This window comes from Mammaliicoccus sp. N-M50 (assembly GCF_022386995.1).
GTDB classification, from domain to species: Bacteria; Bacillota; Bacilli; order Staphylococcales; family Staphylococcaceae; genus Mammaliicoccus; species Mammaliicoccus sciuri_A.
On the sequence record NZ_JAJNJA010000003.1, the window covers coordinates 63,054 to 82,871 of the forward strand.

Annotated in this window: 26 protein-coding genes; 4 read left to right on the forward strand and 22 right to left on the reverse strand. The window is 31.8% G+C overall.

The annotated features are described in order from the left end of the window. Positions 1 to 29: 29 nt before the first annotated feature. The 4 genes from LQ622_RS05960 to LQ622_RS05975 all read right to left on the reverse strand — a co-directional run bounded on the left by LQ622_RS05960 (position 30) and on the right by LQ622_RS05975 (position 1,619). Complete coding sequence (locus LQ622_RS05960) at positions 30 to 353, reverse strand: thioredoxin family protein (protein ID WP_025904369.1); 324 nt, start codon at positions 351 to 353, stop codon at positions 30 to 32. Further along, positions 310 to 714: a toprim domain-containing protein gene (locus LQ622_RS05965; protein ID WP_025904368.1), complete on the reverse strand. Its 405-nt coding sequence runs from the start codon at positions 712 to 714 to the stop codon at positions 310 to 312. The genes LQ622_RS05960 and LQ622_RS05965 overlap by 44 nt, the downstream gene beginning before the upstream one ends. Positions 715 to 817: 103 nt before the next feature. Next, entirely contained in the window at positions 818 to 1,198 is a 381-nt protein-coding gene (gene gcvH, locus LQ622_RS05970) for a glycine cleavage system protein GcvH (RefSeq protein WP_025904367.1), read from the reverse strand. Between the two features lie 67 nt (positions 1,199 to 1,265). Beyond that, positions 1,266 to 1,619 (reverse strand): arsenate reductase family protein, encoded by a 354-nt coding sequence (locus tag LQ622_RS05975; RefSeq protein WP_025904366.1) that lies wholly within the window; start codon positions 1,617 to 1,619, stop codon positions 1,266 to 1,268. 141 nt (positions 1,620 to 1,760) lie between these two features. On the opposite strand from LQ622_RS05975, the gene LQ622_RS05980 reads away from it, so the two are divergent. Next, positions 1,761 to 2,081 carry a thioredoxin family protein gene (locus LQ622_RS05980; protein WP_037588811.1) on the forward strand — a complete coding sequence of 107 codons (321 nt, stop codon included), beginning with the start codon at positions 1,761 to 1,763 and terminating at the stop codon, positions 2,079 to 2,081. A 51-nt stretch (positions 2,082 to 2,132) separates the two neighbouring features. On the opposite strand, the gene LQ622_RS05985 is transcribed toward LQ622_RS05980, so the two are convergent. The 3 genes from LQ622_RS05985 to LQ622_RS05995 form a co-directional block, all read right to left on the reverse strand. Further along, complete coding sequence (locus LQ622_RS05985; RefSeq protein ID WP_126476604.1) at positions 2,133 to 2,672, reverse strand: nitroreductase family protein; 540 nt, start codon at positions 2,670 to 2,672, stop codon at positions 2,133 to 2,135. 128 nt (positions 2,673 to 2,800) lie between these two features. Then, positions 2,801 to 3,538, reverse strand: a complete 738-nt coding sequence (gene aroD, locus LQ622_RS05990) for a type I 3-dehydroquinate dehydratase (RefSeq protein ID WP_159315264.1) — start codon at positions 3,536 to 3,538, stop codon at positions 2,801 to 2,803. A gap of 112 nt (positions 3,539 to 3,650) precedes the next feature. Beyond that, positions 3,651 to 4,064, reverse strand: a complete 414-nt coding sequence (locus LQ622_RS05995; RefSeq protein ID WP_126476606.1) for a universal stress protein — start codon at positions 4,062 to 4,064, stop codon at positions 3,651 to 3,653. A gap of 271 nt (positions 4,065 to 4,335) precedes the next feature. Between LQ622_RS05995 and LQ622_RS06000 the strand changes: the two genes are divergently transcribed. Continuing rightward, positions 4,336 to 5,130: a DUF4352 domain-containing protein gene (locus LQ622_RS06000; RefSeq protein WP_126476607.1), complete on the forward strand. Its 795-nt coding sequence runs from the start codon at positions 4,336 to 4,338 to the stop codon at positions 5,128 to 5,130. A 69-nt stretch (positions 5,131 to 5,199) separates the two neighbouring features. Here the strand turns inward: LQ622_RS06000 and LQ622_RS06005 are convergent, their stop codons facing one another. Both LQ622_RS06005 and LQ622_RS06010 read right to left on the reverse strand, forming a co-directional pair. Next, positions 5,200 to 5,382, reverse strand: a complete 183-nt coding sequence (locus LQ622_RS06005; protein WP_037588806.1) for a CsbD family protein — start codon at positions 5,380 to 5,382, stop codon at positions 5,200 to 5,202. 86 nt (positions 5,383 to 5,468) lie between these two features. Continuing rightward, positions 5,469 to 6,431, reverse strand: a complete 963-nt coding sequence (locus tag LQ622_RS06010) for a DMT family transporter (RefSeq protein ID WP_204255679.1) — start codon at positions 6,429 to 6,431, stop codon at positions 5,469 to 5,471. A 139-nt stretch (positions 6,432 to 6,570) separates the two neighbouring features. Between LQ622_RS06010 and LQ622_RS06015 the strand changes: the two genes are divergently transcribed. Next, on the forward strand, positions 6,571 to 6,987 hold the full coding sequence (locus tag LQ622_RS06015) for an organic hydroperoxide resistance protein (protein ID WP_025904358.1): 417 nt from the start codon (positions 6,571 to 6,573) through the stop codon (positions 6,985 to 6,987). Between the two features lie 59 nt (positions 6,988 to 7,046). On the opposite strand, the gene LQ622_RS06020 is transcribed toward LQ622_RS06015, so the two are convergent. The 5 genes from LQ622_RS06020 to LQ622_RS06040 form a co-directional block, all read right to left on the reverse strand. Further along, positions 7,047 to 8,447 (reverse strand): MFS transporter, encoded by a 1,401-nt coding sequence (locus LQ622_RS06020; RefSeq protein ID WP_037588804.1) that lies wholly within the window; start codon positions 8,445 to 8,447, stop codon positions 7,047 to 7,049. Between the two features lie 196 nt (positions 8,448 to 8,643). Continuing rightward, a complete protein-coding gene (locus LQ622_RS06025; protein ID WP_037588803.1) occupies positions 8,644 to 9,576 on the reverse strand; it encodes a nucleoside hydrolase in 933 nt (310 codons plus the stop codon). A gap of 47 nt (positions 9,577 to 9,623) precedes the next feature. Further along, a complete protein-coding gene (locus LQ622_RS06030; RefSeq protein ID WP_204188821.1) occupies positions 9,624 to 10,784 on the reverse strand; it encodes a DUF4352 domain-containing protein in 1,161 nt (386 codons plus the stop codon). A gap of 164 nt (positions 10,785 to 10,948) precedes the next feature. Further along, positions 10,949 to 11,485 (reverse strand): hypothetical protein, encoded by a 537-nt coding sequence (locus tag LQ622_RS06035; protein ID WP_126476611.1) that lies wholly within the window; start codon positions 11,483 to 11,485, stop codon positions 10,949 to 10,951. Positions 11,486 to 11,559: 74 nt separating this feature from the next. Continuing rightward, the gene (locus LQ622_RS06040; RefSeq protein WP_239774871.1) at positions 11,560 to 12,249 is read right to left on the reverse strand and encodes an MBL fold metallo-hydrolase; all 690 of its coding nucleotides are present in this window, start codon (positions 12,247 to 12,249) and stop codon (positions 11,560 to 11,562) included. A 142-nt stretch (positions 12,250 to 12,391) separates the two neighbouring features. Between LQ622_RS06040 and LQ622_RS06045 the strand changes: the two genes are divergently transcribed. Then, positions 12,392 to 12,793 carry an NUDIX hydrolase gene (locus tag LQ622_RS06045; protein WP_239774757.1) on the forward strand — a complete coding sequence of 134 codons (402 nt, stop codon included), beginning with the start codon at positions 12,392 to 12,394 and terminating at the stop codon, positions 12,791 to 12,793. On the opposite strand, the gene LQ622_RS06050 is transcribed toward LQ622_RS06045, so the two are convergent. The 8 genes from LQ622_RS06050 to LQ622_RS06085 form a co-directional block, all read right to left on the reverse strand. Beyond that, positions 12,790 to 13,290 carry a GNAT family N-acetyltransferase gene (locus LQ622_RS06050; protein ID WP_204169753.1) on the reverse strand — a complete coding sequence of 167 codons (501 nt, stop codon included), beginning with the start codon at positions 13,288 to 13,290 and terminating at the stop codon, positions 12,790 to 12,792. The two genes, LQ622_RS06045 and LQ622_RS06050, sit on opposite strands and share 4 nt — an antisense overlap. Before the next feature lie 149 nt (positions 13,291 to 13,439). Further along, positions 13,440 to 15,068, reverse strand: coding sequence for a peptide ABC transporter substrate-binding protein (locus tag LQ622_RS06055; protein ID WP_239774758.1), 1,629 nt, complete (start codon positions 15,066 to 15,068; stop codon positions 13,440 to 13,442). Between the two features lie 568 nt (positions 15,069 to 15,636). Continuing rightward, positions 15,637 to 16,140 carry a GNAT family N-acetyltransferase gene (locus tag LQ622_RS06060; protein ID WP_239774759.1) on the reverse strand — a complete coding sequence of 168 codons (504 nt, stop codon included), beginning with the start codon at positions 16,138 to 16,140 and terminating at the stop codon, positions 15,637 to 15,639. Between the two features lie 11 nt (positions 16,141 to 16,151). Further along, positions 16,152 to 16,658 (reverse strand): GNAT family N-acetyltransferase, encoded by a 507-nt coding sequence (locus LQ622_RS06065; RefSeq protein ID WP_239774760.1) that lies wholly within the window; start codon positions 16,656 to 16,658, stop codon positions 16,152 to 16,154. 131 nt (positions 16,659 to 16,789) lie between these two features. Continuing rightward, positions 16,790 to 17,989: a GTP-binding protein gene (locus LQ622_RS06070; protein WP_239774761.1), complete on the reverse strand. Its 1,200-nt coding sequence runs from the start codon at positions 17,987 to 17,989 to the stop codon at positions 16,790 to 16,792. A 48-nt stretch (positions 17,990 to 18,037) separates the two neighbouring features. Continuing rightward, positions 18,038 to 18,307, reverse strand: coding sequence for a 30S ribosomal protein S14 (gene rpsN / locus LQ622_RS06075; RefSeq protein ID WP_025904347.1), 270 nt, complete (start codon positions 18,305 to 18,307; stop codon positions 18,038 to 18,040). Positions 18,308 to 18,582: 275 nt separating this feature from the next. Then, entirely contained in the window at positions 18,583 to 19,134 is a 552-nt protein-coding gene (locus LQ622_RS06080; RefSeq protein WP_239774762.1) for an NADH-quinone oxidoreductase subunit J, read from the reverse strand. A gap of 183 nt (positions 19,135 to 19,317) precedes the next feature. Continuing rightward, positions 19,318 to 19,806: a kinase gene (locus LQ622_RS06085; RefSeq protein ID WP_239774763.1), complete on the reverse strand. Its 489-nt coding sequence runs from the start codon at positions 19,804 to 19,806 to the stop codon at positions 19,318 to 19,320. Positions 19,807 to 19,818: the final 12 nt, after the last annotated feature.

Below are 19,818 nucleotides of genomic sequence, written 5' to 3' on the forward strand. Positions count from 1 at the left end.
TTATTACGTATTTAATTAAATTCATACTATCATGATAAGTTTTTATCGTCAATAACTTTTTGAATATTCTCTAATATATACGGAACAGACTGAAAGGCATAGATTCGACGGATAACTTGATCTTTATGCATGATAAAAAGTACGGGTACTGACATGATTTCAAATTCTTTACAGAATTCTGGATAAAAATTTAAGTCACACTTATTAATAGGTAATTGTGATACTTCGTTTGCAATATCTAACATGCGTTCTGATATTTTGCACGTTCCACATGTTGGCGTATATCCAAATAATAAATGGATATCTTTATCAAAATGCTTGTATATATCGTTCAATATTTCTGTGTGTTTCATGGTAACGATACTTCCCTTTCAATACAAAATCATTCTTAACTATAAATCCATGATAGTTTAACACATTCGCTAAATATTGTCTTGGACAGCGCGCTACTTCAGAAAATGTAGAATCAATATAAATATGCTGACTTTCACTCGCATATTTCTTAAACCATTTTCTAATTTTCTTACCTTCTTTATCTTGATCTACTAAGACATATACTTGAGAACCGTATATCTCTTCTAGTAGCTCATCCATTTTTTCAACACCCATCGTTCCATGGGTACAAATGATATGAACATGATCATTTAATACTTCTTCCACTCGTTTTTTATCAGAAATACCTTCTACGATTATAATCTTTTTAATCATCGCCATGAATATCACCTTCTACAAATGAGATAGTATTACTGTTCAGTTTCATGATAAATATTTCAAAAAAACTCCATGACACATCAGTATCGTGGAGTTTAATGTTATGTTATTCACCTATCATTTCGCTATAAGCGTCTGCATCTAATAATTCATCTAATTGAGCTTTATCAGATAGTTCAACTTTGACCATCCAAGCTTTATCATATGATGATTCATTAACAAACTCAGGGCTGTCTTCTAGTTCTTCGTTTACTTCAACGACTTTACCAGATAGTGGTGCATATAGTTCAGAAACTGTTTTAACAGATTCTACACTACCGAATGAATCTCCACTAGTTAATTCGTCACCTTCTTCTGGCAACTCAACAAACACGATGTCCCCTAATTCTGATTGAGCAAAATCAGTAATACCGATTGTTACGATATCTCCATCTACTTTTACCCATTCATGTTCTTTTGAATATTTTAACTCACTAGGCACTGTCAAAGTAATCCCCTCCTATATGTAATTCAATTATAATCATGACATAAAGCCATTATTCAAGCAACTATTTTTATAACCAAGTTTGACGATATTCGTCTTCTTTAAATCCAAGTGTCACTTTATTTCCTAAAACAGCTAAAGGTCTTTTAATTAACATGCCATCAGATGCTAATAAATCAAACTTTTCGTTGTCTGATAAATCATCCATTTTATCTTTTAATCCCAATTCGCGATATTTAGCGCCTCGAGTATTAAATAATTGATTAACATTGATGTCTGTCCCATCAATGATATCTTTTAATTCTTTAGCTGTTGGTGTTAATTGAGTAATATCAATCGGTTCAAAACTGGCACCGTTCATTTCTAAGAACTTTGCTGCTTTTTTACAAGTTGTACAATTAGGATATTGATAAAATTTTATCATGTCTTTACCTCCATATGTCTATTTAATTTTATTATAACAATATTAGTACAGAACATGTAGTAATGAGTTAAATATTTTTTTAAATATTAGAAATAAGATATACTTACCTTATAATCATTATTTCTAAGGAGCAGAATAAATATGAGAACAATAAGTCAATATGCTGAATTTGAAGAAATTACACAAAGCGATGAACCAGTTGTCGTTAAATTCTTCGCAGATTGGTGTCCAGATTGCACAAGAATGAATCAATGGATCGATCCAATCATCGATGAATACAATCAATACAATTGGTATCAAATCAATCGTGACCAAGTTCCTGAAGCAGCAACTGAAAATGATGTAATGGGTATCCCAAGTTTATTAGTATTTAAAAACAACGAAAAACTTGCACACTTACATTCAGCAAACGCAAAAACACCAGAAGATGTTAAAGCGTTCTTAGCTGAGAACTTAAAATAATCATATTAAAACCCACAATTGAGTATAAGAACTCAGTTGTGGGTTTCGTTATTACCACTCAGTGATTAATGATTTATTTTTTCTTTCGGCCGCTTTTACACTTGAATCTTTTTCAGTTAAATATAAAAATCCACATACATCTTCATCATCCTGAGCACCGACTGTTTTTCTAAATGATGGATTAAATATAAATGCAGGTGTTTTCCAACATGAACCCATTCCCTCATCATGCATCAATAACATTAAATTCTGTACAAATGCGCCGATTGCCATTTGATTTTCAAGATTTTCTTTTTGTCTTGAGTCTCTTTTTGACAAGATGACAAACATGCCACCAACTTTGGTCACTTTATTGATATATTTTTCTTGTTTAGCTGGATCGTTAACAAATGCTGATTGTGCTACTTCTTCTGCAAATTCAGGAATTTGTTTTTTATTGATATACACAAGTCTCCAAGGTTCTCTCATGCCATGGTTTGGTGCGTATGTTGCTAAATCAACTAAAGAAAATACTTTTTCTTCGTCTATATACATATCATAATCATATTTTTTGACGCTTCTTCTTTCTTCAATCGCTTTCTTTAATTCCATTATTTACACTCCTAATTCATTGATAATTATTATCAATTGTATCATAAAATAAAGAAGCGAGATAGAAATCTAGAATTATCCTAAAGATTTCTACACTCGCTTCATCATTATTATGCTTAATAATGTGATTAATTTTGATATAAAGCTAACTGTTCTTTAATATCTTTAACATGAATTTGTCCTGGTGCCGCTTCTTTACCTACGAAACCATAAGTAAATTTAGATCCAAACATACCACCAGTTATTCTTGTCATCTTACCTAATTCACCCATAGATATACCAATTACATCAATATCTAACTTATGAAAAGCTCTATTCATAGCATTTAACATCGATAATAAATGACGTTCGTTCTGAGGCATCACAGCTAGTTTACCAATATCTGCACCTAACTCTGCCATTTTCTCATATGTGACAAACATTTCTTCAACGTCAGGTGTCGATTTAAAGTCATGATGTGAAATAATAATTTTAACATCATTATGCTGAGCTTTCGTAATGCAATTCATAAGATTATCTTCGTACGTATCGAGTTGAATATCGACGTATTCAGCTTTTTTGTTACATATAATATCTTGCATGATTTTGTAATATGTTTCATGATCAAAGTCACCATGACCACCTTGTCCTACTGAACGATAAGTGAACAGAATTGGCGCATCATAATATGCACTTTTAAATTTCTCTAATGTTTCATTAATGTTTTCAATTGAAGTATTTTTTAAAGTATCTGCTCTAAATTCAACAATATCTATTGAATCCTTATGAGCATTGAGTTCTTGCACTGTTTTTTCAATATCATCTTGAGTTTCTAATGAAATCGTTGCAACGATATACGGAAACGCTTTCTTTTGTTCATCAGTCATAGTCATTCCTCCAATATGCTTCTATTTTCATTTTACATGAGTCGAGGACTTTTTTCTATGAAACGATGCATGATGATTCAAGAAATCTATTACTTAAATCAATGTGTGCTTACTATTTCACAATTAATACAGGAATTTTAGCTCTTTTAGCGACTTTATGGCTGACACTTCCTAATACCATTTTATCTGTGTCTTCTGCTTTTCTATTACTCAACACAACGATATCAAAATCACCACTATTTGCTCTATGCACTAATTCTGTTTTAGGATTCCCTTTCGCAAATTCAATTTTATATTGAATGTTTTGCTCATGGAAATAATCTAAGACATGTTTCATAGCTTCTTGGCGTTTTTCTTGAATTTCATCTAAATGAACACCCATTCTTACTGAAGCTTGAAGGTCCTTATCAGCGACAACATTCAGTAATGTAACCACAGATCCTTCTCCTGCGAGGTGATTAATTTGTTCTAAAACTTTTTGATTTTTCATTTCTGTATCAATGCCAAACAAAATATTTTTATACATATTTATCACTCCTTTATTACTATATTACCCCCTTTTGCATAAAATTTACAAACATTCATATTCTACAAAATCATTAAATATTAAAGTACTATAAATTTTTTATAAATTTAATAATAAGCCTAGATTTATTTCCCAGTTTACTATAAACTAAAAATAATTAATAAATAACACAATTGTTTATCAATAGTTGAAAACTTATACACAAGAATTTCGATTAAGTGGAAACAATAATTTTTTATTAAAATAAAGTAATGAATAAGGGGGAAATATTATGGCTAATTCTAATCAATCAGATCAGAATCCTTTTAATCAGAACACCTCAGAACAACAAAATAATCCATTTAACGAAACAAATGGTAACAATCAGCAACAACAATCGGGAGACGGCAATGGCTCTAGTATGAAACCTTGGTTATTCGGCTGTGGTGGATGTTTAGTTATATTCATTATTTTAGCTGTTATTTTAGGTGCATGCGCTGCTGGTCCAATTAAAGACCAAATCGATGAGTTCACAAACAAAACTGAAGATAATTCTACTGAAGAAAACTCAACAGAAGAAGAAACAACTGAGGAGTCTACTGAGGAAGAAACGACTGAAGAGTCTACTACTGAAGAATCTACAACTGAAGAAAAAACAGATGAAGATGATAATGATTCATCTATCATCGATAGACAAACATCAGTTGGTAACGGGATTAGTGCAATCGGTACAAAGATTACAGTTGAAAGAGCAGAATTTGTTACTCCACCATCTGACGGAACTAAACCTTTAAAAGATAAAATATTAAAAGTTAACTACAAACTTGAAAATATTAATAACTCTAGCCTAATCGTTGGAGATGCTAACTTCGGTGTTACTGCTGATGGAAGCAGAGTTTCAAAATACTATGGTATGAATGACAAAAATGATGGATTCTCATTCAGTCTAAAACCTGGAGAATCTGATACTGGTTATGTATACTACGATGTTCCTGAAGCGGATCAATATGACGTACAATTACAATTACGTTCATCTGATAAACGTTACAAAATGAAATGGGAAATCGATAAAGACGATGTAAAGTAAATAAAAAGCCATTAGACAGTCAACGTGTCTAATGGCTTTTCTTATGCTTTAAATAAATTAGAAAATGTATTATTTCTTAAATTTATCGATTACTTCGTTCGCTTTATCTTTAACATTTTCTACTGCTTCTTTAGCTTTACCTGAAGCTTTATCTTTTTTACCTTCAGTTTCTAAGTCTTTGTTATCTGTTGCATTACCAACTGTTTCTTTAATGTTACCTTTTGCTTGTTCGAATTTGCTTTCGTCTGCCATTTTATATCACCCTTCATTAAACTTTATTGAATGATTGACCATTCGTATATATTTTACCCTGTAAAAGGATTTTTAAACATCTCACTTCATGATTTTTTGAAAATTTTACCAATAGAAATATGATCGATAAAACTATATATACACATACCTATTATAATGAGTGCTACACCTACCATACTTAGACCATTTGGTAACGGTAAGCCTAGGAGAATCATTTCACCAATAATGGCAAATACAACTTCTAATGACTGTGTTGCTTCAACGGCTGCTAATTGTTCTTGGTTATCTTTCACAATATTTGTAGCATAGAAAAATAGAATTGTTGCGATAATGCCCGAAAATAGTGCGACGATAAATGCTTGTACAACTTGACTAGAAGAAGGTAATCCTTCTTTAAGTACACCAACAATAAAAATGACTACCCAAATAGGCAATGTGACTAACGTCATACCAAATACTCGTTCAATAGTACCAAGCTCACCATTTACAACTTGCATCATTTTTCTATTTCCTAAAGGATAACTAAAGGCTGCAATTAAAATCGGTAAGAAACCTAATAAAAATAAATTTAATTTAATTTCATTTGCTTGAGGAATTTGGATAATGATAATACCGATAAACATAATGCTTGAAATCAATAATGAACGCCATGGAATTTTATGTCTAACGATTGTTTCTTTACCATTTATAACAACTGTTTCTACAAATAATGGCGCGAGAATCATACCGCAAATAATTGTTATTTGCCAAGTACCTGAAATCAACCACCCTGGGCTATACTCTGCTGAAAAAGTTATTGGTACATAAAATAATACAAACCCAACTGCACTCCATATGAACCAAACCTTTTTCTCTTGTTGAATATGCTTTAAAACAAATTTTGTCCTTCCTTTGATTAATACAAACAAATATAAAAATGGCAGCATAAAAATAAAACGTAAAGAGGAACTGAAATACCAACTTCCACCATCATTAGCCATCATATGATTAACGACAAATGTAACTGCAAAAAATAAAGCTGCCAAGACACCTATTAAGATTGCTTTCATGTTGTGACCTCTCTTATTTTGATATTGTATATTATTTCATATTTCCGACAATTTATATATGAAAATTTATAATTTATAAATGATTTAAAAAATAATATACGGGTAAACAGATAATATACTTTAAAGGAGGTATTTTTTTATGGCAACTCATTATGAAACAAAAGCTACAAACACAGGTGGACGTAAAGGTCATGTTTACACTGACGATAAAGCAATCGATGTAGATGTATTACCACCACAACAAGCAGATGGTAATGCCACTAATCCAGAACAACTTTTCGCAGCAGGTTACGCTTCATGCTTCAACGGTGCTTTTGATTTAATTTTAAAACAAAACAAAGTTCGTGATGCTGAACCAGAAGTTACGTTAACAGTTCGTTTAGTTGATGACGAAAATGCTGAAAGTCCTAAATTAGAAGTAGATATTGCCGCTAAAGTAAAAAACGTATCTCAAGAAGACGCAGAGAAATATTTAAAAGCAGCGCATGATTTCTGCCCTTACTCTAAAGCAACACGTGGAAATATTGACGTGAATTTAGAAGTAGAAGCTGTTTAATTAAATATAAGTTACACAAATAAAGACTGAGACAAAATTTTGTCTCAGCCTTTATTTTTTTATGATTTATTTGGTTCTTCGTGATTCCACCATAGTGCATCTTTCGGATTTTCATAAACTTCTTGTAAGTCTTCTTTATTATCAACATTAGGATATGATCCTCTTAATGATTTATTAGACGTTGTCTTAAACATAAATAAGAAAATGACAAGTCCAACGACATTAATCAATGTTAAATAATAAGATGGTGCAATTTTTTGACCAGTTGTTTCGACTAAAGTTGTTAAAATAAATGGTGTTAAACCACCAAATATCGCTGCACCAATATTGTAAACAAGTGATAATGTTCTTAATCTCACTTTTGTATAGAAAATACTTGGTAATACAGATGGCATAACGCCTTCAAATGTAGACATAAACAGTGCAATGATAAATAGTCCTAAAATAACAATTGGTATTGAAGGAATACTCATTAACCAGAAGGCTAATACTGAGAATAAACTAAATCCTATTAATCCAAATAAAATGGTATTTTTATTCCCAACTTTATCACTGTACCAACCAAAGAAGAATACTGCTGGTATCATTGCTGCCATCGTTAACGTACTTAAGATACTACTCATCGTACCACCTAAATCTAAAGTGCCATTTAAGAATGACGGCATATATGATAATACCATGTAATTAGCAACGTTTAAGAAAGCTACACCTGCGAAACAAACAATGATATCTCTCCAATATTTTCTGAAGATATCTTTATAAGAGTATTCAAGCTCTTCTTGCTCTTCAAGTGTTGTTTCATAAGCTGGACTTTCATCTAAATTATTTCTTAAATAGACACCTATAATACCAAGAGGTGCAGCTATAATGAATGGGATTCTCCAGCCCCAAGCTGCCATTTGATCATCACTCAATAGAGCATACATAATCCCTACTAAAGCAGCGGCTAAAATACTACCTGATAAAGTACCGATTTCAAGTCCACTACCGAGTCTGCCTCTCGTCTTATCTGGTGATATTTCTGCAATATAAGTCATTGCACCGGCATACTCACCACCAGTAGAGAATGATTGAATCATTCTAATAATTAATAATAAAATTGGTGCCCAAATACCGATTTGGTGTTGTGTCGGTAATAGTCCTAAAGCAAGTGTAGATAAAGCCATCATAATAATTGTAGTTGAAAGGACAACTTTACGACCATGTTTATCTCCTAAATGACTAAAGAATATACCACCAATCGGTCTTACTATAAATGCAAAAGCAAATACCGCAAATGTTGATGCAAGCTGAATTTCTTTTGGCATATTCCCAAAGAAATTCATACTGATAATGACGGCTAGTTGAGCGTATAGACCGAAGTCAAACCACTCAATCGCATTACCAATACCTGTTGCAACGACCGTTTTTTTCGTTTTACTGGCGTCGACAACATTAACGTTCTTTCTTTTAAATTTCATAATTATAAACACTCCCCATTTTGTCTATATAATCATATAACCTAATAAAATGGTTTTAATCAGAAAATTCACTATTTTATGAGTTGAACAGTGTTGAGCCCTATCATTATGCAATTTAAAATTTTAATTTTTTCATAAAAAAACTTCATTCAGCTCGCTATTTTATCCTAACGACACTGAATGAAGTACTTATTTGTTATATCTTTTTAGCTAAATCTGTCATGTAATCAAAGAATCCATCTCTATCAACATCATTAATGATATTGATCATTCTACCTTCATCACTTTTGAATGTTCTACCTTGACTAGGTCCATCTGTAATGACGGATACTTTTTGTGATTCTTTCTTAACGAGTTCAGGTTTCCCTACATAAGCTGTTGTTAATACATCCCATAAGAAATAAGTTGAATTTGTTACAAAATGCGTTAATGGTGGCACAAGCGCATAACATATACCTAAGAAATCAACACCTTCATATTGTCTTTCATTCGCCCAACGTTTACGTACATCTGGTGTTAAAGGTACTTTATTCGTGCTTTCTAATGCGACAATATCAATCGGTAATTGCGTATCAAAAACAGTTTTTACTGCTTCTGGATCCCAAAAAGCATTCCATTCAGCTGTACCATCATGTTCAGGTTCTTCAACGTTACCTTTATTCAGCAATGTGCCACCCATCCATACAACTCTTTCAATACGACTTTCAATTCTTGGTTCAACTTTCAAACTTTTAGCTAAATCTGTTAATGGTCCTGTAAACAGCATTGTTACCTTTTCAGAACTATTCATTACCTTTTCAATGATATCTTCATATGCTTCTTTTTCAGAAATTGTAGAATTTACTTCAACATCTTCATTTAACATTGGCATCGCATCTACATAGAAGGCATGCATTCTCCAATCTTTAGGAAATGGATTTTTCCCTCTTTCTTTCGAAGCTGCAACATTTAATTTTTGTGATGAAAATCGATTAATGATTTTACAAGAAGCATTTGTTGCTGGTTCTACATAGCTATCTGCACCAATTGCACTTACACCAATCAAATTTACATCTTCCATTTGTAATAATAAAAATAATGAAATTAAATCATCTACGCCACCATCATGGTTAAAATATACTGTCGTCATTTGGTTACCTCTTTCTTATGTTACGCATAAATTGTTCATTTGATTAACTAACGTTCTTTTTGTTCATTTGAATTATTTTGAGATTGTCTTTGCTCTGTTGATCTTTCTTTTGCTTTTTGTGCTGCATCTTGAGCTGCACGATCTTTCTCTCTTTGTGCCTCTTGATCTCTTTGTTGTTGCTGTTGTTTTTCACGTTCAGCTGCTGCTTGTTCATCACGTTTTTTCTGCTCTGCTGCTGCTTTTTCGTCAGCTTCTTGTTGTTTTTGTTCAGCTTCTTCAGCTTTTTTATCCGCTTCTTCTTGACGTTTTTCTTCTTCCTCTTTAGCTGCCTTTTCTTCTTCAGCTTTCTTCTCTGCTGCTTCTTTATCTGCTTTTTCTTTAGCCTCTTTATCCGCTTCTTCTTGTTTACGTTTTTTCTCAGCTTCTGCTTTTTTCTTCTCTTCATCCGCGTTATTGTTAGGTTGTTGAACCGTTCTTTGCTCATAAGTTGGCGCTTCTTGAGTCGAATTGATTTCTTCAGTTGGATTCTCTTTAGGCGTATTATCTTTAATATCCTTATCATTTATACGCCAATTAGCATTATACGTTTTCTTAGAAGTTTCGTAATTCATTTTAACATCATATTTATCAGCGTCAGCTACATCATAGTATAAATAACTTGATTTGCTGTCATCTTTATCAAGTTGATGTTGGAATCCACCTTTATTATCTTTCATACCATTAAATTGCGGTTGTACCGCTCCACCAATAGTTAGTTGAAAATTAGAATTATCGATTAATTTTTTATCTTTTTCTAAATTTTTGAACTTATATGTGACTTTAAGAATTTTGCCATTTTGTGAATAAGAATAACCGTCATCAGGTTGAACAACTTCTGCTTTCGTAACGGTCACTTCTAGACCATCAACAATAATTTTATCACCTAGTTTGATATTTTTTAAATCTTTTTTAGGTGTGTCAGAAACATGTTTAACAGCTTTAGGTTTATCTTCTTTAAATAATTGTTTATATGAATATTCTTTATCGAATGACAGACTGACAAATATACATACAAAACTAATCACACCTATTACAAATAGTAGAATTGTGCTCACTAAATAGCTACTATACTGTTTTTCTTTAGCATATTTAACGACTGTAATAATCAAAGTCGTTATAAAGGCAATCGAAATAACAACCCATAATAACGCAAAAAGTAGACTACTCATTTTTTCTCTCCTCTACAAATGATTAATAATTTCATCATAGCATGAATTATTCAAAATAATAGTACAAAATCAAATAATTATTAACTATAATTGACCTATTTATATATGGCTTCACTTAAAAAAACAGGTTAAAAATAATTTCAAAACCTGTTTATGTAAAACCTTTATTCTTCTAATTTTTCAAAAGTTATTTCATATAAATCTTTATCATCCATATTTACAAAATCATCGATGGATATTCTATATTCATTGGAAGATCGTTTTTTAGAAACTTGACCATCATACTTTAACTCAATTGTCATATTCGTTTCAATATAGTGATTGTCGATTGTCTTCTTAAATTCATTAAAGACTTTTTGGTTAAGAGGAATTAAATAGAATTGATTATTAGGTAAAATATTAATACGTTTACGTTGTATCACTTCATCGCCATTTAACTTTAAGACGACTTCAATATTTTTAGCAGAACCGCCGCCTAAATTTAATAGCTTAAAAGCCGTATTTAAATATTCATGATCAGACGAAGTTAAATTCATCACTTTAATACCACTTTGTTTCTTCTCCAATATAATCTGATCAAAAGACAAATAAGGAATAAATGATATTTTAATTTGGCGAATTTGAATCATGACGGATATAAAATATAGAATCGCCATAATAAAGGTCCCTATAGAACCAATCGCTTGAATAATATTAATCATGCGCTCACCTCACAATATAACCATGTCCTAAATTATACCCATTTGTGTACGTGTAAATCATAGATTTATAATCTTCAAGCTTTCTCTAACAATCCTCCGTGGAAACAATAATATTTATCAGCATTTAAATCTTTAATTTTCTTTAAGGAATTTTCCGCGTCTTCTAAGTTCATACTATATTCAGGATTCGCAACGTTTAAAGTCTCTCCTTCTTTCACAACAGCATCTCCAGTAATGACGCTATTGACTGATTGTATATATAATGAAATATGCCCTGACGTATGTCCTGGTGTCGCTATAACTTCCACTTCATTATTTAATATGAGCGCCCCATTTGTAACTTCTACATCAACATCGACATGTTCTAATTCTTGTAGCATATTAACAAATGCTTCACCATATGGTTTTTCATCTTCTGACATTTCATTTAACAAATTTTCAGCTTGAATTAATCTTTCTGATTTAGCATATCCACTTATATATTTGGCTTCTACAAAGCTACTTATAATTTGTGTATTAGGATATTTATCTTTAAAAGCTTTTAACGCACCGATGTGGTCATCATCATAATGTGTAATAATAATGTTTTTCAAATTTTCTATATTGTAATTTAACCGCTTAATTTCTCGTTCAATTTTATCCATGAAACCTGGATAACCTGTATCAACGAGTGTCAATTCTTCATCTTGGATGATAAGTGTAGGATGTATTTCGTAGTTATCTCCTTCATAATCAAAATTTATATTCAACTGTTCTACTTTAATAGGCATAAAAGTTCCCCTTTATAAAATGACGTATATTTATATACATTTAAGGTAATTATATGACATTTTAGTCATTTAATCATAAAATATTATTTGTACGACTTTTGATTAAATAGAATCTAATTTTCACAGGAGGTTACTTATGGTTCCAAAACATATTGTTTCAGCTGCTTGTATTGTCTTAAATGACGAAGATAAAATATTACTTATTAAAGGTCCTAAACGTGGTTGGGAAATGCCTGGAGGTCAAGTTGAATTGGGTGAACCTTTATATGATGCGGCAATTCGCGAAGTTAAAGAAGAATCTGGTGCTGATATCGAAATTATAAGATTTTGTGGTATTTTCCAAAATACGAAAAGTTCTATCGTCAACACGTTATTTTTAGCGCGTTATAAAGGTGGCACACTTCAAACAAGTGACGAAAGTTTAGAAGTAGGCTTTTTTACTTATGATGAGGTTATGAATATGGTTACTCGACAAACATTCAAAGAAAGGTTCGAGTACTGTTTAAATCGTACTGAACCTTTTGTTGTTTCATTTTAATATTCTTCTTTTAAAATACTATAAATCAATGAATCTCTGTAGCCATCTTTAAGCTTTGTATCTTGTCTTAAGATGGCTTCATGTTTCATACCTAGCTTTTGTAGTACAATTTCAGATGCTGTATTACGAATATCTGTTGATGCCCAAATTCTATTAAGCTTCAATACTTTAAAACCATATTTAATAATCGTTCTACCAATATCCGTTGCGATGCCGTTACCCCAATAATCAGGATGAACGATATAACCAAGTTCTCCGCTTTTATTTTTCGTATCACATACTAATTGCACTGCGCCAATGACTTTATCATGTTCTGCATCTACTATGACATTGTACATCCAGTTCTCATCTCGATTTAATAACATCTCAACAAATGCTTCTGTTTCTTCATATGTTTGTGGCTCCCATGCTTGATACTGACTCACTTCAGGTAAAGCATTATATGCATGAATATCTTCTATATCTGATCGTTTCAAATCCCTAGTATAGTAATCCATTTAAAATCCTCCAATGATGATATGTAATTTAATGATTGGGAATATCTTATCATAATTTTCAAACTATACAAAACCATTCTTATAAGAATACTCAACTTTATAAAAAATAAAGTGCTAGGACATTGAATCATGTCCTAGCAATAAATAAATTATCTATCTAATTTTACATGTTTGTACTCTTTCGTACCTACGTAATGAATGATACGTCCGTGAACTTCTTTTTTCGTTAATCTCGCTTTACCTTTTTGATAAAGTGGGATAACCATTGCATCATTCAATAACATTTCTTCTCCTTTAGCGAGTTCTTTCCATCTCTTGTCTGGATCTTGAAGTAATGAAGATTTACCTTCGTTGATAATTTTGTCGTATTCAGGATTATTATATCCCGTTTCACCTTTAGTTGTTTCACTATGGAATAAATCTAAAAATGTCATTGGATCTGGATAGTCTGGTCCCCAACCTGTAATTGCTACATCATAATCACCTTTTTTAGTCAGTGCTATTTTCTGTTTGTTCGGTTGTTGTTTAATTGACATCGTTACACCAGGTAAATGTTTTTCAACTTGTTCTTTAAAATACTCGGCATCTTTTTTAGCATTATCTTGATCAAATGTTAAAAATTCTATATCTATTTTATCTTTACCTAATGCTTTTTTAGCTTTTTTCAATGAAGCTTGTGCTTTTTTAACATCATACGTATAAGGTGCATTGACTAACTTGTTATAATCTTCTTTTTTCTCATTCGTAAATACTTTTTCAGGTGTAAATGTATCTATCGGTTTTGAACCATCATTTAAATTATGTTCTACGTAAGATTTTTTATCGATTGCTTGTGCAAGTGCAGCACGTAAATCTTTATTTTGTAAGTCTTTATTCGTTTGCGTATTAATTTGAATATAATAAGTAGCAGATTCTAACTTCGTATCAAAGCCTTCTTTATCTTTGTTAGATTCTACGTTTTGCGAACTTAATTCCGTTGTATCCACTTTATCATTATTATATAAATTGAGTGCCGTTTGTTCGTCTTTAATGACTCTATAATTAATACCTTTAAGTGATACATGATCTTTATCCCAATAATGTTTGTTTTTCTTAAGCGAGTAATTATCTTCAACTTTCCAACTCTTCATTACAAATGGTCCACTATATAACGTCTTATCAACAGTCGTCCCATACTTACTGCCTTGCTTTTTAACAAATTTTTCATTCAATGGCATAAATGTTCCAAATGTTAATAGTTCTTTATAATAAGGTAACTCTTGATTGAGCGTTAACTGTAAAGTATGGTCATCAATTGCTTTCACACCTAATTCTTCAGGTTTTTTCTCACTTTTGTTAATCGCTTCGGCATTTTTAATATCATACATGATGTATGCATATTCTGATGCCGTCTTTGGATCTACAACCCTTCTCCATGAATAAACGAAATCATGCGCAGTAATTGGATCTCCATTAGACCATTTCGCGTCTTTTCTTAATTTAAATGTCCAAGTCTTTCCATCATTTGATTTTTTAGGATCACCAGTTGCAATCGCTGGTTCTGCCTTATCATCTTTGTCTAAACGATATAATCCCTCTTGTGTCGCATTCATCACTTCAAAAGCACCAGCTTCAACAGCCAAGCTAGAATCTAATGTCGTTAAATCAGACGGTGCAATTAAACGTAGCGTATCCTTTGAATCACCACTCGCACCATCACTATCCCCGCCACTACTACAACCAGCTAAAAATAACGCTAACACTAATACATAAATCCCCACTTTATAAATATTTTTCATCAAATCAATCCCCTTTGCTTGTTTGATAATGTTTAATTGTGTTTATTCTATCATAATATTTTGAATATTCAATTGATTATGTTCGATTAATTTAATATAGCAACAATAACGAACTGTTATGTAGTATGTAGAAGCTGAGAAAATGAAAATAAGCTGAATCGTCTTATGGACAATTCAGCTTATTACATTTTTCGGGTCGATATTTTTATTTTATCGGCCTGCAAATCCCGTTTTCGGGTCGATATTTTATTTTATCGACCTGCAAATCCCGTTTTCGGGTCGATATTTTTATTTATCGGCCTGGTAATCCTGTTTTCGGGTCGATATTTTATTTTATCGGCCTACAAATCCCGTTTTCGGGTCGATAATTTTTTTATCGGCCTGCAAATCTCGTTTTCGGGTCGATAAATTTTTTTATCGGACTGGTAATCTCGTTTCTGGACCGATAATTATTTTTATCGGTCCATATTTTTCATTTCTGGACCGGTAAATTTTTTTATCGGTCCGTATTTCCCATTTCTGGACCGGTAATTTATTTTATCGGTCCATATTTCTCAATCCAGTTTCTTCACTCTATTTCATATCTCATCATGTCTTCATCAAAATAATCTTTTCCATCAAATATCGCATTTGGTTCAGTAGCATATTTGTCAAAGCCGACTTTATTATAAAATTCTACTGCGCGTTGATTATTAGAAAGGACACTTAAATCAATATATTTTAAACCTGTTAACTTGGATACTTCAATAATCAATTTATCGACTACTTTCTCAGCAATACCTGTACCTCGATAATCAGGATGACAATACATCGCCACTAAATTTCCTTTATGATACATCTTCTTAACCGCTTCTCTATAAAAAGTAGCTACACAAACTAGGTTATCATCTTCAAATCCACCCATAGTAAATTTTGTATCACTACATTCTAATCGCTGTTCAAATTTACTAATCGGATAGTTTATTTCAATATCATATAAAGACGCAAATGCAGATGGATCTGTCTGCAAACTTAGTAACCTAAGACTTCTAAATGCATTTACATCATTTTTATTTAGTAACCTTACTTCCATCCCACCACTCCTTATTCACTAAAGTAATAAACGTTGCCTTCTCCGTCGTAATCATCTAGTTCTGGATTATGTTTAAATCCTAATTTTTCTGCTGTCTTTATTGAAGGTGTGTTTTCTTTTTTAGTTAATGCTACGATTTTATATTGGTTATTTGTTAATTCTTTGACGTGCTCGATTATTTTTCTACTTGCTTCTGATACGAGTCCTTGTTGTGTTTCTGCAGCTTCTATTCGATAGTAAATGTTCAAATATGTTTGTCCTAATATTTCTTTATACTGCAACCCACATACGCCAAACGGGAGATAGTGATCTTTCTTAATCAAGAAGTAATATCCAAATCCATGGTCTTCATAATGCTTAATCCATTGATCTAATGTTTCTCTAAAAGCTTCTATTGTTGTTGCTGGACCTGCTGGGTTGTATTTTTGATTTGCTGGATCATGGTGCACTTCAAATAATTTTTCAAGATATGTATATGCTGGGGGTACGAGTTTGATTCTTTCCGTTTCTAATATCATTGTAATGACTCCTTTTTAGTTACAATTTAGTTATTTAATATCATAACATTAAGCATCTCATATTGGGAGGTCGTAGATATTTTTATGCATAAAAAAATGCATGAGCAGTTACTTATGCTCATGCTTTTAACTTATACTGTTGATAGTTGCCATTGGTAAGGTTCGTTTAACTTTGTCCAATCTGCATCGATTTCTTCTGAATTTAATAAACATTGATCTAATGCTTTTGTAATTTCTTCTTTATTTAAATCACTACCGATAATGACAAATTGTGTTTCTCTGTCGCCATATTCTGGATCCCAATCAGCTTTAATTTCTGGTCTAGAAGCAAAGATTTCTTGTTTCGCTTCTTCTTCCATCGCATCAACCCAGAATGTAATTGGATGAATATTTACAAAAGAACCTGCCTGAGAAAATAGACATGCTACGTGATTATATTGAGCTAACCACACGATACCTTTAGCTCTTATAATATTTGTTGGCATATTTTCCATCCATTGATTAAATCTTTCCGCATGAAATGGTAGTCTTCTCTTGTAGACAAATGATGAAATACCATATTCTTCAGTTTCTGGTGTATGATGTGCATGGCCACCTTCTGTTAATTCTTTAATCCACCCAGCTGATTGACTTGCATCTTCAAAATTAAATAAACCTGTATTAAGTACTTCTTGAAGCGGCACATCTGCATAACTCGTCTTGATAAATTTCGCTTTAGGCTGTAACTTTTTCAAAACGATTTCTAATTGTTTTAAATCTTTTTCTTCTACTAAATCAGCTTTATTTAAAATAAGTACATCACAAAATTCAATTTGGTCAATCAACAAGTCTGAAATAGAACGTTCATCTTCTTCACTGACGCCTTGGTCTCTATCTTTCAACAAATCTTCAGAATACATATCATGAACAAATCTATGTGCATCTACAACTGTAACCATCGTATCTAAACGACATATACTAGTTAAATCAATGCCTAATTCATCATCTATATATGAGAAAGTTTGGGCAACAGGTACCGGCTCTGAAATACCAGTTGATTCTATTACGATTTGATCGACATCTCCTCGTTTAGCAATCTTTTCGACTTCTATTAATAAGTCTTCTCTTAAAGTACAGCAAATACAGCCATTCGATAATTCTACTAATTTTTCGTCAGTTCGTGAAATACCTCCGCCTTGTATGACTAAATCTTTATCTATATTAATTTCACTCATATCATTTACAATGACTGCAATTTTTAATCCTTCTCTATTTTTCAAAATATTATTGAGCAGCGTTGTCTTTCCAGATCCTAAATAACCACTCAACACTGTAACTGGTATTTTATTCAACACATTTCCCCTACCTTTTATCTATTTATCCCATATAAACCAAAAATCTTACCAACTTGATTTTTTTAATCCAGGTATTTGACCTTTATGTGCGTATTCTCTTAAAGCAATTCTAGACATACCGAATTTTCTATATACACCTCTTGGTCTGCCAGTCACTTGGCATCTACGTGTAATACGTGTAGGAGAAGCGTCTCTCGGTAATTTTTTCAAACCTTCGTAATCTTTATTAGCTTTTAATTCTTCACGTTTTTCACGGTATTTTTCAACCATTTGAATTCTTTTTTGTTCTTTAGCAATTTTTGACTTCTTCGCCATTTTATATACTCCTTTTACATTTAAAATTTTTGAAATAAATCATTAGATATAAAGAGTGAGACGGCAATTGATGTCTCACTCTTTTGAAATCGTATATTAAGTAAGTAAAGTAGCCATCTCATTTCCGGAGGTAAATCGTAATGACTACGTTTTAACTATAATACATGATTTTTTATTTGGCAAGAGCAAATTTTTATTTTTCATTTAGTATTGATAATAACAATCGAAAAAATAGAGCCTAAGACAACGTAGCGTGTCTTAGACTCTGCTTTTCTCTATTCAACTTTCCATACATTAAATCCATGTAATTGGCTGTTTGCATCATATTTCAAATCTTCTTTACCATAAAAAGTATAGCTTTCGCCTTCTTCAAGTTTTTTATGATCATAATCTATAATATAATATGACACTTTATCGTCCCCACTACCTTTTGTAACTTCGACGATTTTATCACCTGCTTCACTATGGCTAATTTTATCAACCTTAGCATTTGTGATTTTCAACAATTCGTTATGGCTATATGTTTCATTATTATACTTGTCATAATTAATCTCTTTAGAATGGTTCATTTTTTTCTGAACATATTCATTCGCTTGTGCTTCTGCTACGTGATCATCGAACTTAATTTTTGAATGATTATCTTGGACAGGTTCAGTTGAAACAATTCCAACAGCACAACCTAAAGTTAAAAAGAATAATATAATGGTACTTAGCAACGGAATCCTGAACCTAGTATCTCTAATCGCTTTAACAACCGTCGTGCCTAACATCACAATAAAAGCTATTAATACTACAACTCCAATAACGCTAAATATAAAACTTTCCATTTTCATTACTCCCTTGATTTATTCACTATCATATTTGTACATATTAGAACATCTCAGCTAATATTTCATCTATTTTGTTTCAGTTTTCGAAATAAATCAATATTATGCTAAAGTATGAAAGCGTTAACCTGTTTGCTATATAAAGGATAGGCAAGTTTTAAATTTTTTATTGGAAAGTCGCTGTTATTCTTTAAAATTAATATCTTCCAACACTTTTTCCACCATCTCGTTTAAACTTATATGTTCTGTTATTATTTTTTCATTTTCTAAACCTAAGTAATCATGAGCAACAAACCACTTACTCATTTCTTCCTTACCAAATTCAGCATTTTCTTTATTCTTATGTCTGCTTAACGTTTCTTCAAAAGAGATATCATAGTAATACGTAAACACATTTTTCTTGCCTGCAAAATGTTTTCTCAGCATATCACCATACCTATGCGCTTTAAGAATACCCTCAATAATCATATAATCACAATTTTCCAATCCATATCTGATTAAATGATCGATGAGTTCCACTGTCTTATTGCCAGGCTTATCGTATAACATTTCTCTTCTAATCGTATCTTGTGAAATTAACAAAGTATGAAATCCTATTCTATTTTGTAATTCTTTTGCTAAAGATGACTTCCCACTTCCTGAATTCCCTCTAATTATAATAACTTTTGTCATTTTCCACCGCTT

Excerpts from the sequence above, each read along its gene's own strand:
- LQ622_RS05960 (WP_025904369.1), bottom strand. The coding sequence starts at position 353 with ATGAAACACACAGAAATATTGAACGATATATACAAGCATTTTGATAAA.
- LQ622_RS05965 (WP_025904368.1), bottom strand. The coding sequence starts at position 714 with ATGGCGATGATTAAAAAGATTATAATCGTAGAAGGTATTTCTGATAAA.
- LQ622_RS05975 (WP_025904366.1), bottom strand. The coding sequence starts at position 1,619 with ATGATAAAATTTTATCAATATCCTAATTGTACAACTTGTAAAAAAGCA.
- LQ622_RS05980 (WP_037588811.1), top strand. The coding sequence starts at position 1,761 with ATGAGAACAATAAGTCAATATGCTGAATTTGAAGAAATTACACAAAGC.
- LQ622_RS05985 (WP_126476604.1), bottom strand. The coding sequence starts at position 2,672 with ATGGAATTAAAGAAAGCGATTGAAGAAAGAAGAAGCGTCAAAAAATAT.
- aroD (WP_159315264.1), bottom strand. The coding sequence starts at position 3,538 with ATGACTGATGAACAAAAGAAAGCGTTTCCGTATATCGTTGCAACGATT.
- LQ622_RS05995 (WP_126476606.1), bottom strand. The coding sequence starts at position 4,064 with ATGTATAAAAATATTTTGTTTGGCATTGATACAGAAATGAAAAATCAA.
- LQ622_RS06000 (WP_126476607.1), top strand. The coding sequence starts at position 4,336 with ATGGCTAATTCTAATCAATCAGATCAGAATCCTTTTAATCAGAACACC.
- LQ622_RS06005 (WP_037588806.1), bottom strand. The coding sequence starts at position 5,382 with ATGGCAGACGAAAGCAAATTCGAACAAGCAAAAGGTAACATTAAAGAA.
- LQ622_RS06010 (WP_204255679.1), bottom strand. The coding sequence starts at position 6,431 with ATGAAAGCAATCTTAATAGGTGTCTTGGCAGCTTTATTTTTTGCAGTT.
- LQ622_RS06015 (WP_025904358.1), top strand. The coding sequence starts at position 6,571 with ATGGCAACTCATTATGAAACAAAAGCTACAAACACAGGTGGACGTAAA.
- LQ622_RS06020 (WP_037588804.1), bottom strand. The coding sequence starts at position 8,447 with ATGAAATTTAAAAGAAAGAACGTTAATGTTGTCGACGCCAGTAAAACG.
- LQ622_RS06025 (WP_037588803.1), bottom strand. The coding sequence starts at position 9,576 with ATGACGACAGTATATTTTAACCATGATGGTGGCGTAGATGATTTAATT.
- LQ622_RS06030 (WP_204188821.1), bottom strand. The coding sequence starts at position 10,784 with ATGAGTAGTCTACTTTTTGCGTTATTATGGGTTGTTATTTCGATTGCC.
- LQ622_RS06035 (WP_126476611.1), bottom strand. The coding sequence starts at position 11,485 with ATGATTAATATTATTCAAGCGATTGGTTCTATAGGGACCTTTATTATG.
- LQ622_RS06045 (WP_239774757.1), top strand. The coding sequence starts at position 12,392 with ATGGTTCCAAAACATATTGTTTCAGCTGCTTGTATTGTCTTAAATGAC.
- LQ622_RS06050 (WP_204169753.1), bottom strand. The coding sequence starts at position 13,290 with ATGGATTACTATACTAGGGATTTGAAACGATCAGATATAGAAGATATT.
- LQ622_RS06055 (WP_239774758.1), bottom strand. The coding sequence starts at position 15,068 with ATGAAAAATATTTATAAAGTGGGGATTTATGTATTAGTGTTAGCGTTA.
- LQ622_RS06060 (WP_239774759.1), bottom strand. The coding sequence starts at position 16,140 with ATGGAAGTAAGGTTACTAAATAAAAATGATGTAAATGCATTTAGAAGT.
- LQ622_RS06065 (WP_239774760.1), bottom strand. The coding sequence starts at position 16,658 with ATGATATTAGAAACGGAAAGAATCAAACTCGTACCCCCAGCATATACA.
- rpsN (WP_025904347.1), bottom strand. The coding sequence starts at position 18,307 with ATGGCGAAGAAGTCAAAAATTGCTAAAGAACAAAAAAGAATTCAAATG.
- LQ622_RS06080 (WP_239774762.1), bottom strand. The coding sequence starts at position 19,134 with ATGGAAAGTTTTATATTTAGCGTTATTGGAGTTGTAGTATTAATAGCT.
- LQ622_RS06085 (WP_239774763.1), bottom strand. The coding sequence starts at position 19,806 with ATGACAAAAGTTATTATAATTAGAGGGAATTCAGGAAGTGGGAAGTCA.